The following is a 12,537-nucleotide window of genomic DNA, read 5'->3' as shown; positions in this document are numbered from 1 at the left end:
GGGCATGAAGGCCGCTCGTAGAATGACCTCTGGTGCGCCGCCTCCGGCGCCCGGCATCCCCAGGAGTGATCCGTGGCCCTCATCGTGCAGAAGTACGGCGGCTCGTCCGTCGCCGACGCAGAGAGCATCAAGCGCGTCGCCAAGCGCATCGTCGACACCCGTCGCGCCGGCCACGATGTGGTCGTCGCGGTGAGCGCCATGGGCGACACCACCGACGAGCTGCTCGACCTCGCCGCGCAGGTCGCGCCGATCCCGGCGCCGCGCGAGCTCGACATGCTGCTCTCCAGCGGCGAGCGCATCTCGATGGCGCTGCTCGCGATGGCGATCCACTCGATGGGCTTCGACGCCCGCTCGTTCACGGGTCCGCAGGCGGGCATGCGCACCGACAGCCGGCACGGATCCGCGCGCATCGTCGAGGTCACCCCGACGCGCCTGCGCGAGGCGCTGGACGAGGGTGCGATCGTCATCGTCGCCGGCTTCCAGGGCATCAACGACGACACGCAGGACATCACGACGCTCGGCCGCGGCGGATCCGACACGACCGCGGTCGCGCTCGCGGCGGCCCTCGACGCCGACGTCTGCGAGATCTACAGCGACGTCGACGGCATCTTCACGGCGGATCCGCGAGTGGTCCCGCTCGCGCACAAGCTCTCGCACGTGTCGAGCGAGGAGATGCTCGAGCTCGCCGCCAACGGCGCCAAGGTGCTCTACATCCGCGCCGTCGAGTACGCACGCCGGCACGGCGTCCTGATCCACGCCCGTTCGACCTTCACGGCGAACGAGGGCACCTACGTTCTGGGCGAGGGCATGAAGAACCCCCGCGAAACCGAGGGAGAAGCCATGGAAGAGCCGATCGTCGCCGGTGTCGCCACCGATCTGAGCCAGGCCAAGGTCACGGTCGCGGGCGTGCCCGACGTCCCGGGCAAGGCCGCGGAGATCTTCAAGATCGTCGCGAAGTCGGGCGCGAACGTCGACATGATCGTGCAGAACGTGTCGGCCGCCTCCACCGGCCGCACCGACATCTCGTTCACCCTGCCGAAGTCCGATGCCACGGCCGCGCTCAAGGCGCTCGCCGCGGAGCAGTCCGAGGTCGGCTTCGAGAGCCTGCTGCACGACGACCAGATCGGCAAGCTCTCGGTCGTCGGCGCCGGGATGCGCACGCACTCCGGCGTCTCGGCGATCCTCTTCGAGGCGCTGTCCACCGCGGGCGTGAACCTGGAGATGATCTCGACCTCGGAGATCCGGATCTCGGTCGTCGTGCGCGGCGACGAGCTCGCGGATGCGGCCCGCGTCGTGCACGCCGCCTACGGGCTGGACGGCGAGGTCGAAGCCGTCGTCGCCGCCGGAACCGGCCGCTGACCCGACGCTCCGTCGCGGACCCCGGAGCCCTCGCTCCCGTCGCGAGAACTGTCGCTCCGAGCGTCGGAAAGCGGCAGAAACTGCGACGGGAGCATCCTCGGGTCTGGCCCGCGGAGATCGCATCCTCGCGGAACCGATAGAATCGCCCAAACCCTGACACCGGCGCCAGGCGCGGACAGCTCCGCCATACCCGGCGACCGCGCCTCCGCCTCGTCCGCCGTCCGGCATCCGCCGCGGCACGAAGCTGAGGAAGCATCCCCATGACCCGCATCTCCGACTCAGGATTCTCCGTCGCCATCGTCGGCGCCACCGGCCAGGTGGGCACCGTCATGCGTGACATCCTCGCGGAGCGTTCGTTCCCCATCCGCGAGCTGCGCCTGTTCGCCTCGGCCCGCTCCGCGGGCACGGCGATCGACTTCGGCGGGATCCCGGTGATCGTGGAGGACGTCGAGACCGCGGATCCGGCCGGTGTCGAGATCGCCCTGTTCTCCGCGGGCGCCACCGCGAGCCGCGCCTACGCGCCGCGCTTCGCCGCCGCCGGGGCCACCGTCGTCGACAACTCCAGCGCCTGGCGGATGGACCCCGAGGTCCCCCTCGTCGTGAGCGAGGTCAACCCCGAGGCGATCGCGGACGCCCCCAAGGGCATCATCGCGAACCCCAACTGCACCACGATGGCCGCGATGCCGGTGCTCAAGGCGCTGCACGCGGAGGCGGGGCTCGAGCGCCTCATCGTGAGCACGTACCAGGCCGTGAGCGGATCGGGCCTCGCCGGGGCCCAGGAGCTGCTCGGCCAGGTCGAGGGCGTGCTCGCCCAGGGCGACACCCTCAAGCTCGTGCACGACGGATCCGCGCTCGACTTCCCGCAGCCGGAGAAGTACGTGGCACCGATCGCGTTCGATGTCATCCCGCTCGCCGGATCCTTGGTCGACGACGGGCTCAACGAGACGGACGAGGAGAAGAAGCTCCGCAACGAGAGCCGCAAGATCCTCGGCCTGCCGGACCTCCGCGTCGCGGGGACGTGCGTGCGCGTGCCGGTGTTCACCGGGCACTCGCTGTCGATCAACGCGGAGTTCGCGAACGACCTCAGCCCGCAGCGCGCGTACGACGTGCTCGCCGCGGCCCCGGGCGTCGTGGTCGAAGAGGTGCCGACGCCGCTGTACGCCGCCGGCAAGGACCCGAGCTACGTCGGCCGGATCCGCGCCGACCAGTCCGCGCCGGAGGGCAAGGGCCTCGTGCTGTTCATCAGCAACGACAACCTGCGCAAGGGTGCCGCGCTGAACGCGGTCCAGGTGGCGGAGCTCGTCGCCGCGCGGCTCGGAGCCTGACGCACCTCGGCTCCGGCGCCGGATCCCCTCGTCGCAGGCGTGTCCTGTACGGCGTGGCGAATGTCCGGCGCCGGATGGCCGTCTCGGCGAAGAACTCGGCTCTCGCGGGCAACTAGACTGATCGAGTGACTGAATCCGTCGACGTCGTCCTCATCGGCGGTGGCATCATGAGCGCCACCCTGGGAACCCTGCTGCGTGAGCTGCAGCCCGACTGGAAGGTCGTCGCCTTCGAGCGGCTGAGCGACGTCGCGGAGGAGAGCTCCAACGCGTGGAACAACGCGGGCACGGGCCACGCGGCGCTGTGCGAGCTCAACTACATGCCCGAGGGCAAGGACGGCACGCTGGACCCCGCGAAGGCGATCGGCATCAACGAGCAGTTCCAGCTCAGCCGTCAGCTCTGGTCGACGCTCGTCGACCGCGGCGTGCTCGACGCGCCCACGACCTTCATCAACTCCACGCCGCACATGACGTTCGTGCGCGGCCAGAAGGACGTCGACTACCTGCGCCACCGCTACGAGGTGCTCAAGGAGCAGCCGCTGTTCGCGGGGATCGAGTTCAGCGAGGACTCGCGCGTCATCAACCAGTGGGCGCCGCTGCTGATGGAGCAGCGCCGCAAGGGCGAGCCGTTCGCCGCGACGCGGGTGCCCAGCGGCACCGACGTCGACTTCGGATCCCTCACCCGCCAGCTGTTCGACCACCTCGCCGAGGACGACCGCTTCACGCTGCTGCGCAACCACGAGGTGCGCAAGCTGAAGCAGCAGAAGGACGGCACCTGGAACGTCCGCTACCGCAATGCGATCGGGCACACCCCGGGCCAACTCAACGCGAAGTTCGTGTTCGTCGGCGCGGGCGGCTGGGCCCTCAAGCTGCTGCAGGGATCCGGGATCGACGAGATCAAGGGCTACGGCTGCTTCCCGATCGGCGGCCAGTGGCTGAAGACGTCGGATCCGGCGATCGTCGCCAAGCACCAGGCCAAGGTCTACTCGCAGGCGCCCGTCGGCGCGCCGCCGATGTCAGTCCCGCACCTCGACACCCGTGTCGTCGACGGCGAGACCAGCCTGCTGTTCGGTCCGTTCGCGACGTTCAGCCCGAAGTTCCTCAAGCAGGGCGGGATGCTCGACATCGTCACCCAGGTGCGCCCGCACAACCTCGGCAGCATGCTCAAGGTCGCGTTCACCAACTTCGACCTCATCAAGTACCTGGTCAGCGAGCTGCTGAAGACCCACCACCGGAAGGTCTCGACGCTGCGCGACTTCATGCCCACGGCCCAGGACGGCGACTGGGAGCTGCTCCAGGCCGGCCAGCGCGCTCAGGTCATGAAGGGCGGCAAGCTGCAGTTCGGCACCGAGGTCGTCGCTGCGGCGGACGGCACGATCGCGGGTCTGCTCGGCGCCTCCCCGGGCGCCTCCACGGCCGTGCCGGTGATGCTGGACGTGCTGCAGCGCTGCTTCCCGGAGCAGTACGGCGCCTGGGAGCCCAAGCTGCAGGAGCTGATCCCGACGCTCGGCGAGAAGCTCAACGACTCCGCCGCCGACGCGCGCGCATCCATGGGCGCCACGGCGAAGACGCTCGATCTGACGGCCTGATCCCGCGCCGTGGCCAAGCTGTACTTCCGCTACGGGGCGATGAACTCCGGCAAGTCCACGGCGCTGCTGCAGGCGGCGTACAACTACGAAGAGCGGGGCCAGCGGGTCCTGCTCGCGAAGCCTGCGATCGACACCAAGGGCGCCAGCCAGATCGAGAGCCGCCTGGGGATGACCCGCGAGGTCGACTTTCTCATCGCCGCGGGGCAGAGCGCGCGCGAGTTGTTCGGGCAGGAGCGCACGAAGGCGCGGGAGGGCGGATCCGACATCGCGTGCCTCCTCGTCGACGAGGCGCAGTTCCTCGAGCCGTGGCAGGTCGACGACCTCTTCCGCATCGCGGTGGAGGACGACATCCCCGTGCTCGCCTACGGGATCCGCAACGACTTCCTCACGCACGCGTTCCCGGGATCCGGGCGACTGCTCGCGATCGCGCACACGCTCGAGGAGCTGAAGACGATCTGCCGGTGCGGGCGCAAGGCCGTGTTCAACGGACGGCGGATCGGCGACCGGTTCGTGTTCGACGGGGATCAGGTCGCGATCGACGGCGTCGCCGTGGCCTACGAGTCGCTCTGCGGCCACTGTTATCTCCAGGAGTCCGGCGGGCGCCTGGGCTGAGCGCCTCCTCGCTGCTCGAGGTCGTCGAGCGGACGCGCCCGCACGCCCGTCCTCTCTGGGGCCGTTGAGCGAACACGCGCGAAGCGCGAGTGAGACGAAACGCGGCGCTCTCGCAGGTCACCGTGTTTCGTCTCGGTCGGCTTCACCGTCCTCGCTCAACGACCCCGTTCTTGCGTGGGGTCCGCGATCAACGACCCCGGATGCGCCGTCTTGCGTGGTCTGACTACACGCCCTAGGCTGTGGTCTGACCACAGGAGGATGCATGCCCGACCGCAGCGACGCGCCCGCGCGCACCTGGCGCACGGTGCTGCAGCACGTCGAGCGTCGCCTGCTCGACGGAGAGCTCGGCCCGGGGGATCGACTGCCCAGCGAGCGCGACCTCGCGGCGGAGCTCGGCGTCGGCCGATCGAGCGTGCGGGAGGCGATCCGCGTGCTCGAGGTGATGGGCCTGATCCGCACCTCGACCGGATCCGGCCCGCAGGCGGGGGCGATCGTCATCGCCGCGCCCGGGGGAGGGCTGTCCGCGCTCCTGCGCCTCCAGGTGGCCGCTCAGGGCTTCCCGATCGCTGATGTGGTCGGAACCCGCCTCATCCTCGAGCAGGCTGTCGTCGCGGCCCTGGCCGCGGGCCGGCGGGACACGGCCGAGGCGCATCGGATCCTCGACGCCATGGAGGCCGAGCTGCCGGCGGCGGACTTCCTCGCGCTCGACGCGCAGCTGCATCTCGCCCTCGCCGAGGCGAGCGGCAACGCCGTCGTGGCGGCGATGATGACGGGCCTGCGCGACAGCATCGAGTCCTACGTGCTCTCGGGATCCGCCGGGATCCGCGACTGGGAGCGGATGGCCGAGCGCCTGCGGGCGGAGCACCGCGATCTCGTGCGCGCGATCGACGAGGGCCGCGCCGACGCGGCCGCGGCGCTCGTGCGCGACCACATCACCGGCTACTACTCCGCGACCGGCCTCGCCGGCGCGGCCGACACGAATCCCTGATCGGAAGGATCCCCATGGTGAAGCGCCAGCTCCCCAACCCCGCCGAGATCTTCGAGCTGATGAGCTTCAAGACCCCGGAGCTCGACGGCACCAAGCGCCGCCTCGAGGGAGCGCTGACGATCTCCGACCTGCGCACGATCGCGAAGCGGCGCACCCCCAAGGCGGCGTTCGACTACACCGACGGCGCGGCGGAGGGCGAGCTGTCGCTGGCGCGCGCCCGGCAGGCGTTCGAGGACGTGGAGTTCCACCCGGGGATCCTCGCTCCGGCTCCCGAGCTGGACACGTCGACCACGATCCTCGGGGGATCCAGCGCGCTCCCGTTCGGCATCGCACCGACCGGATTCACGCGCCTCATGCAGACCGAGGGGGAGATCGCCGGCGCCGGTGCAGCCGCCGCCGCAGGGATCCCGTTCACGCTCTCCACCCTCGGCACGACCTCGATCGAGGACGTCAAGGCCGCCAACCCGCACGGGCGCAACTGGTTCCAGCTCTATGTGATGCGCGACCGCGAGATCTCCTACGGCCTCACCCGCCGCGCCGCCGAGGCCGGGTTCGACACGCTCATGTTCACGGTGGACACCCCGGTCGCCGGCGCCCGCCTGCGCGACAAGCGCAACGGGTTCTCCATCCCGCCGCAGCTGACCCTCGGCACGATCGTCAACGCGATCCCGCGGCCGTGGTGGTGGATCGACTTCCTCACGACGCCGAAGCTCGAGTTCGCGTCGCTGTCGACCACCGGCGGCACCGTGGGCGAGCTGCTCGACGCCGCGATGGATCCCACCATCAGCTACGACGACCTCGAGGTGATCCGCGGCATCTGGCCGGGCAAGCTCCTCGTGAAGGGCGTGCAGACGGTCGAGGACGCGATGCGGCTCAAGGACACGCACGGGGTCGACGGCGTCGTGCTGTCCAACCACGGCGGACGCCAGCTCGACCGCGCTCCGATCCCGTTCCATCTGCTGCCGCAGGTGCGCCAGGCCGTCGGCGAGGACTTCACGGTCATGGTCGACACCGGGATCATGAACGGGGCGGACATCGTCGCCTCGGTCGCGCTCGGGGCCGACTTCACGCTCATCGGACGCGCCTACCTGTACGGACTCATGGCCGGCGGGCGGCGCGGTGTCGACCGGACCATCGCGATCCTGCGCAGCGAGATCGAGCGCACGATGCGCCTGCTCGGCGTCACGTCGCTGGCAGAGCTCGAGCCGCGCCACGTCACGCAGCTCACCCGCATGGTGCCGGTCGCTCCGTCGCTCGCCGCCGCCGTTCGCTGATGCCGAGCGCTGACGCCGTCGCGGCCGGTCAGAGCGTCGGCAGCAGCGCGTCGAGCTTGTCGGCCGTGTCCTGCCAGCCGTCGACCGCGACGCAGGGCACGCCGAGGGTCTTCACGGGGTAGTCGTTCCCGCCCTCGTCGAGGCGATCGCCGTAGAACAGCATCTCCGCGAACGGGATGCCGGTGCGCTCGGCCAGCTCGGTCATGCCGTAGGCCTTGTCGATGCCCGCGCGGGTGATGTCGATCGACGTGGATCCGCCGGAGCGCACCTCGAGATCGGGCACCCGGGGCGCGACGGCGTCGCGCAGCGCGGCGCGGCGCGATCCATCCGGATCCCAGGCCTTCTTCGCGTCGTGCGGAGCCTTCTGGCCGAGGGCCGAGAAGGTGATCTGCGAGCCGCGGTCCTCGAGGATCGGTCCCCAGGTCTCGCTCTCCCACAGGCCCAGCCGCTGGGCCTCCTCCTCGAGCGCGGCGAGGGCCGCGTCCTTCTGTGCAGGGCTGAGGTCGCGGGCGTAGACGAGCGAGAACCCGGATCCGTCGTGCGCGAGGTAGCGGGTGCCGCAGGTGGGCAGCAGGTGGATGCGCTGCAGGGCGGAGACGTCGGCGCCGAGCCGGGAGATCACCTGGGTGCGGAACTGCTCCTCGTTGCCGCCGGAGATGATCGCGACCTCGACGCGCTCCGCGAGGGCGAGGAGGAGGGCGGCGATGCGGGGTTCGATCGGGCTCTTGGAGGCGGCGAGGGTGTCGTCGAGGTCGAAGGCGACCAGGCGTGGCGTCGTCATAGCGCTTCCAGGATACGGGAGCAGCGGTCAAGGATGCTGGGGGATGCCCCGCGCGGCGTCACCGCCGCGCGGGGCGATCGTGCACCGCGCCACGCGCGGGCGCCGCCTCGATTCGCTCCCGCGTCCGTCTCCGTATAGACTTGAACGGTTGCCACGGGGTGTGGCGCAGCTTGGTAGCGCGCTTCGTTCGGGACGAAGAGGCCGCAGGTTCAAATCCTGTCACCCCGACCAACGAGAGAGGGACCGACCCACAGGGTCGGTCCCTCTCTCGTTGTCTCGTGGCGTCTGGCGGGCCCCGGCGCAGGCCGGATCCGTCAATGATCCGTCCCGCGCCGCAGGACCACCCCGGGGAAGCGGCTCGCCGCCCACACGAGGACGCCCGCTGCCGTGAGCGCGCCGAGCAGACCGAGGACGGTCAGCGTCATCGCGGTCGCGCCGCGTTCGGGGAGCAGGAAGCCGTAGGGAACCCAGCCGTCGGTCGCGCTGCGCACGAGGACGACGGCGAGCCACAGCAGGGGATAGGGAGCGAGCACCCACAGCCGCGACCAGGGCAGGCATCGACGGTCTCCGATCAGCAGCCAGTCCAGAGCCATCAGCGTCGGAAGGACGGCGTGGAGGGTGAGGCTCACCCAGGCGGGGGCGGATCCGGTGCCCGGCACCACGGTGTTGTAGATCACCGCGACGATCAGCATGCACGCGGTGACGACGGCACGAGCCGGTGCGAGCCAGCAGGGCGTGCGTCGAACGGTCAGACCGAGTGCGCCGCAGGTCAGGAGGACGAGTGCGGCGAGCAGGCTCGTCAGGTTCGTGAAGTACCCGAAGTAGTCGAAGGGGTTGTACCCGTGGGCTTCGCCGCCGATCGCATAGGTGTACAGCAGGATCACGAGGACGGCGAGGCCGACCAGTCCCCGTACGCCGCCCACCACGCGTGCTGCGGCCGGCCGGACGCGCTCCGGAGCGGCGGGGCGCACGTCGCTCAGTTCCGCGGCAGCAGCGTGAGCAGGGTGGCCTCCGGGCGGCAGGCGAAGCGGACCGGCGCGTAGATCGAGTGGCCGCATCCGGCGCTCACGTTGAGCGGCACGGTGCGCCCGGCGTGCGTCCAGGTGCTCAGCCCCTTCGCCTGTCGCAGCGGGATGTCGCAGTTCGCGACGATCGCCCCGAAGCCGGGGATGCACACCTGACCGCCGTGGGTGTGGCCGCCCAGGATCGCATCCGCGCCCAGGTCGGTGAAGGCGTTCAGTACGCGCTGGTAGGGTGCGTGCGTCACACCCAGCACGGGCACGTCGGAGGGGCGGGCGCCGAGGGCGTCGATCTCGGCCGGAAGGGCGTCCAGGTCGTCCCAGTGACGATGCGCGTCGTCCACGCCGAACAGGTCGATGCGCCGGCCCCCGACGGTCAGGGATGCGGCGGTGTTGTCCAGATCCGTCCAGCCCAGCTCGTCGGTGAAGTAGGCGTCCATCGCGGCGGTGTCGAGCTTCGGCGCGGTGGCGACCCGCGCCGAAGGCCCCATGAAGTAGCGGAAGGGGTTGCGCGGCGACGGTGCGTGCACGTCGTTCGACCCGTGCACGAAGACCCCCGGAGTGCCGGCGAACGGCGCGAATGCGGCCCTGATGCCCTCGAGTCCGTGCTCGTGGCCGAGGTTATCGCCCGTGTTCACGATGAGGTCGGGCCGCAGGCCGGAGAGGGAGGCGAGCCAGCGCTGCTTGCGATGCTGCCACGGCGCCATGTGCGCATCCGAGATGTGCAGGATCCGGAGCGGACGGGATCCGGTCGGCAGCGTCCGTGCGGTGGCGTGGCGCACCGTGAACAGGTAGCGCTCGATGCCGATGCCCCAGGTGGCGGCTGCGACACCGGCGGCCCCCACCGCACCGAGTGCGATGAGGGCCGAGCGGGTGGTGCGCGAGGGACTCATCCTCAGCAGTTCTTCTTCATGTAGTTGAGCGTGACCGACGAGCCCTTCGGCGCCGCCGTGCCCGCCGCGGGCACGGTGGCCGACACGGTTCCGGAGTCGTCGCCGTTGCCGGGCGTGCAGGTGCCCTTGGTCGCCTGGAAGCCCGCGGTCTTCAGCGCGTTCGCGGCGTCGCCCATGGTCATGCCGACCACGTTCGGGACCGCCACTCCCTGCCCGTTGCTGGGGCTGATCGTGATGGTGCTGCCGGTGACGACCTGGCCGGGACCCGGATCCTGCTGAGCCACCTGATCGGCCGGCAGGTTGCTCTGCACGGCGGCGCCGACGGAGACCGAGAACCCGGCGTCCTCGAGGGTCTGGGTCGCCTGATCGACCGTCATGCCGATGACGCTCGGCAGGTTGGTGTACGACTGCTTGAGCGCGCTCTGCTGCGGACTGGGGAAATCGCCCGCGGGGAACAGTTCGTCCGCGGCCCCCAGGATCTGACGCCCCAGGTAGTAGCGGATGTCGGGGACGTTGGTGTCGTGCGTATAGAAGTCGTTGATGTCGACGTTGCCGTCGGCCTGACCCACCCAGATGCCGGTGGTGGACGCCGTCGAGGACGCCATGAGCATCGTCTGCTGGTTGTTGTGCGATCCGGTCTTGCCGATCAGCGGGGTGCCGTCGTCCGGGTTCGCACGCGAACCGGTGCCGCCGCCCGCCATGACGCCCTGGAGCGCATACGCGGCCCCTGCGGCGATCTCGGGCTTGATGACCTCGGTGCAGGTGGTCGGTGCGAGCGGGATGTCCGAGCCGTCCGGCCCCGTGATCTTGTCGATCGCGTGCGGATCGCAGCGGGTGCCGTTGTTCGCGATGGCGGCGTAGACGGCCGCCATCGAGATCGGGGCGATGTTCTTCGACCCGAGGACGCCGAACGGGGTCGGGCCCTCGAGGTCCACGGTGTCGGTGCCGGGGTAGTAGGTCGTCTCGTGGGAGTTGACCGCCTTCATGTCACCGGTGTGCACGCCCATCCGCGCCGCGACGTCGTTGATGTCGCAGAGGTCGAGCTTGGAGGCCATCGCCAGGAAGCCGCTGTTCAGCGACGCCGCGGTGAACTGCATCGGGGTGCCGACGTAGCCGCGCTGGTTCTGGAAGTTCCCGATCTCGGACGTGTCCGTGGTCATCGTGTCCGTGCCGCACTTGAACGTCATGCGCCGGTTGTTGCCGTCCACCGTCTCCCGCAGCGAATGGCCCTTCTCCAGCCAGTCGATGAGCGTGAAGACCTTGTAGGTCGATCCGACCGAGAAGCCGATGCCGCCGCCGTGCGCCTGGTCGGCCGCATAGACGATTCCGGTCTGGCCGGGGGGCGCGTCCTGCGCCTCGTTGAACGTCGTGTTCTGGGCGAGGGCGAGGATCTTGCCGGTCTTCGGGTCGAGGTTCACCGCCGCGGCGCCGAAGACCATCCCGTCGATCGTGGCCGTCGTGTTGTCGTGCATGGCCTGGACCGTCGCGGCCTGCATCGGTGCGGACAGGGTCGTGTAGATGTTGAGGCCACCGCGGTACAGCTTGTCGTTGCGCTCCGCGGACGTGGAGCCGAGGGCGGTGTTGAGCGACTCGTCGTTCTCCAGCGAAGCCTGGACGTACTTGCAGAAGTACGCGTTGTCGCCGGCGTCGGAGCAGCCGGAGCTCGGCGTCTTGATCGCGGGCGTGATCGGCTGGGCCTTGTCGGCCTCGTACTCGGCCTTGGTGATCTTGCCGAGCACCTCCATGCGGCTGAGCACGTAGTTGCGGCGCACGAGCGTGTCGTGATACCCGTCGGCCTGCGAGTTCTTGCAGTTGTTGCCGTCCTTGTCGCAGTCGTACGTGCCGCCGGGCAGATCGATGCGGAAGGCGTTGGGGTTCTGCACCATGCCGACGAGGGTCGCCGCCTGCACGGCGTTCAGCTGCGAGGCGGAGACACTGAAGTAGCGCTGCGCCGCGGCCTCGATGCCGTAGGTCGTGCCACCGAAGTTCACCAGGTTCAGATAGCCGATGAGGATGTCCTGCTTCGAGTACTGCTTCTCGATCGCGGTCGCGTAGCGGATCTCCTGCAGCTTGCGGGCGATGCCGGAGCTGCCCACCGTCGCGGCCGCGTCCTCCCAGCACTTGGCGAGCTTGGCGTCGCGGTTCTTGTCGTTGAGCGGGACGCCCTTCTCGCAGTCCTGCAGCAGCACGTTCTTGACGTACTGCTGGCTGATCGAGGATCCGCCGTTGGTCGCGGATCCGGTCACGTTGCCGACCACGGCCTTGATCGTCCCGGCGATGTCGATGCCGCCGTGCGAGTAGAAGTTCTTGTCCTCGCTGGACAGGAGCGCGTCGTACAGCACCGGGGCGACCTGGTCGTACTTCACCGGGATGCGGTTCTGGTCGTAGAAGCGCGCCATGACCTGGTCGTTGCCGGCCGCGTCCTTCGAGTAGATCGTCGTCGGCTGCATCGGACGGTCGACCTTGAGGTTGGAGGGCAGGCCCTCGAAGAGGTCGATCGACTGAGCGGCGGTGGCACCGGTCACGGCGAAGACCGGGGTGACGGTCGCCGTAACGAGCACACCGGCGACGACGCTGAGACCGACGAGGCCGGCCAGGCCGCTGAGCACACTGGTGAGCGTCCGTTTGGTCTGAGGCATACGCTTGATCGTAGGGGAGTTCCCTGAACGCCAACTTTGACGCGCCTGCGCGCGTCCGTCC

Annotated in this window: 10 protein-coding genes and 1 tRNA gene; 7 read left to right on the top strand and 4 right to left on the bottom strand. The window is 69.7% G+C overall.

Going from position 1 to position 12,537, the window contains the following annotated elements:
* Window positions 1-72 precede the first annotated feature (72 nt).
* From WFJ01_RS08645 to WFJ01_RS08620, 6 genes are all read left to right on the top strand, one after another.
* Window positions 73-1,359 (top strand): aspartate kinase, encoded by a 1,287-nt coding sequence (locus WFJ01_RS08645; protein ID WP_251446023.1) that lies wholly within the window; start codon window positions 73-75, stop codon window positions 1,357-1,359.
* A gap of 260 nt (window positions 1,360-1,619) precedes the next feature.
* The gene (locus WFJ01_RS08640) at window positions 1,620-2,684 is read left to right on the top strand and encodes an aspartate-semialdehyde dehydrogenase (protein ID WP_336628817.1); all 1,065 of its coding nucleotides are present in this window, start codon (window positions 1,620-1,622) and stop codon (window positions 2,682-2,684) included.
* A 125-nt stretch (window positions 2,685-2,809) separates the two neighbouring features.
* Window positions 2,810-4,270, top strand: a complete 1,461-nt coding sequence (mqo, locus tag WFJ01_RS08635; protein ID WP_292884021.1) for a malate dehydrogenase (quinone) — start codon at window positions 2,810-2,812, stop codon at window positions 4,268-4,270.
* Between the two features lie 9 nt (window positions 4,271-4,279).
* A complete protein-coding gene (locus WFJ01_RS08630) occupies window positions 4,280-4,882 on the top strand; it encodes a thymidine kinase (RefSeq protein ID WP_336628816.1) in 603 nt (200 codons plus the stop codon).
* A gap of 262 nt (window positions 4,883-5,144) precedes the next feature.
* Window positions 5,145-5,870, top strand: coding sequence for a FadR/GntR family transcriptional regulator (locus tag WFJ01_RS08625; protein ID WP_251446029.1), 726 nt, complete (start codon window positions 5,145-5,147; stop codon window positions 5,868-5,870).
* A 14-nt stretch (window positions 5,871-5,884) separates the two neighbouring features.
* The gene (locus WFJ01_RS08620) at window positions 5,885-7,144 is read left to right on the top strand and encodes an alpha-hydroxy acid oxidase (protein ID WP_336628815.1); all 1,260 of its coding nucleotides are present in this window, start codon (window positions 5,885-5,887) and stop codon (window positions 7,142-7,144) included.
* A 28-nt stretch (window positions 7,145-7,172) separates the two neighbouring features.
* Here the strand turns inward: WFJ01_RS08620 and WFJ01_RS08615 are convergent, their stop codons facing one another.
* Entirely contained in the window at window positions 7,173-7,925 is a 753-nt protein-coding gene (locus WFJ01_RS08615) for an HAD-IIB family hydrolase (protein ID WP_336628814.1), read from the bottom strand.
* Between the two features lie 154 nt (window positions 7,926-8,079).
* Between WFJ01_RS08615 and WFJ01_RS08610 the strand changes: the two genes are divergently transcribed.
* Window positions 8,080-8,156 (top strand) — tRNA-Pro (locus WFJ01_RS08610).
* 83 nt (window positions 8,157-8,239) lie between these two features.
* On the opposite strand, the gene WFJ01_RS08605 is transcribed toward WFJ01_RS08610, so the two are convergent.
* The 3 genes from WFJ01_RS08605 to WFJ01_RS08595 are packed head-to-tail and all read right to left on the bottom strand — an operon-like array spanning window position 8,240 to window position 12,476.
* The gene (locus WFJ01_RS08605) at window positions 8,240-8,896 is read right to left on the bottom strand and encodes a Pr6Pr family membrane protein (RefSeq protein WP_295035809.1); all 657 of its coding nucleotides are present in this window, start codon (window positions 8,894-8,896) and stop codon (window positions 8,240-8,242) included.
* Between the two features lie 5 nt (window positions 8,897-8,901).
* A complete protein-coding gene (locus WFJ01_RS08600; protein ID WP_251446041.1) occupies window positions 8,902-9,837 on the bottom strand; it encodes a metallophosphoesterase in 936 nt (311 codons plus the stop codon).
* A 2-nt stretch (window positions 9,838-9,839) separates the two neighbouring features.
* Window positions 9,840-12,476: a transglycosylase domain-containing protein gene (locus tag WFJ01_RS08595; RefSeq protein ID WP_336628813.1), complete on the bottom strand. Its 2,637-nt coding sequence runs from the start codon at window positions 12,474-12,476 to the stop codon at window positions 9,840-9,842.
* Window positions 12,477-12,537: the final 61 nt, after the last annotated feature.

The organism is Microbacterium sp. MMO-35 (assembly GCF_037147555.1).
In the GTDB taxonomy this organism is placed as follows: domain Bacteria; phylum Actinomycetota; class Actinomycetes; order Actinomycetales; family Microbacteriaceae; genus Microbacterium.
The sequence above is the reverse complement of the archived record's forward strand: the minus strand, read 5'-3'. Positions and strand labels throughout refer to the sequence as shown.

Coding starts and splice junctions, on each gene's coding strand:
- WFJ01_RS08640 (WP_336628817.1), top strand. CDS start 1,620: ATGACCCGCATCTCCGACTCAGGATTCTCCGTCGCCATCGTCGGCGCC.
- WFJ01_RS08625 (WP_251446029.1), top strand. CDS start 5,145: ATGCCCGACCGCAGCGACGCGCCCGCGCGCACCTGGCGCACGGTGCTG.
- WFJ01_RS08620 (WP_336628815.1), top strand. CDS start 5,885: ATGGTGAAGCGCCAGCTCCCCAACCCCGCCGAGATCTTCGAGCTGATG.
- WFJ01_RS08615 (WP_336628814.1), bottom strand. CDS start 7,925: ATGACGACGCCACGCCTGGTCGCCTTCGACCTCGACGACACCCTCGCC.
- WFJ01_RS08600 (WP_251446041.1), bottom strand. CDS start 9,837: ATGAGTCCCTCGCGCACCACCCGCTCGGCCCTCATCGCACTCGGTGCG.
- WFJ01_RS08595 (WP_336628813.1), bottom strand. CDS start 12,476: ATGCCTCAGACCAAACGGACGCTCACCAGTGTGCTCAGCGGCCTGGCC.